The following is a 504-nucleotide window of genomic DNA, read 5'->3' as shown; positions in this document are numbered from 1 at the left end:
TGCTCACTCCGTGTGGCGGCTTCACAGAGATTGGATCAGAGCCAAACACACTGGCCATTGACAGTCCGCAAGCACACCGCCTGGTACCGGCACGTCACGTTGGCGATGGTGGCCCACGCCCACCTGGCCTTCCTCGCCGCCGACCCGCCGGTCCGGCGGGGTGAGGAGAGCGGTGGGGAGCGCGAGGGCCCGGCCACACAGGGGGCCCGGCCCTCGGGAACGATCGCCGCATGAGGGATCAAGCGGTCATGGTCCGGGCGAGCTGATCGAGCTCACCGTCAACGAGATCCGCCGCCTGCACGCCCACTACCACCGACCCGATCACCTCTGGCGGCCCCGGATCCGTTGGTCTCGGTGGAGACGCCGACACCAGGCTCGTGCTCGACGCTGCCACTACCAACGCCAGAAGCGCCTGATCGATCACTAAGTGCGGCTGAAGTATTAACGACCCAAGAATCCCCACCCCACCAAGGGCCCCACATGCTGTTCTGCCGCTCCGCGCTG

At 66.9% G+C, this 504-nt stretch carries 1 protein-coding gene; it reads left to right on the top strand.

Annotation, left to right across the window (positions count from 1 at the left end; genetic code table 11):
- Window positions 1-57 precede the first annotated feature (57 nt).
- Window positions 58-234: a hypothetical protein gene (locus PWG71_RS28655; RefSeq protein ID WP_274813194.1), complete on the top strand. Its 177-nt coding sequence runs from the start codon at window positions 58-60 to the stop codon at window positions 232-234.
- Window positions 235-504 lie beyond the last annotated feature (270 nt).

The sequence above is a fragment of the Nocardiopsis sp. N85 genome (assembly GCF_028882275.1).
Taxonomy (GTDB): Bacteria; Actinomycetota; Actinomycetes; order Streptosporangiales; family Streptosporangiaceae; genus Nocardiopsis; species Nocardiopsis lambiniae.
This window is presented reverse-complemented; position numbering and strand designations above follow the sequence as displayed.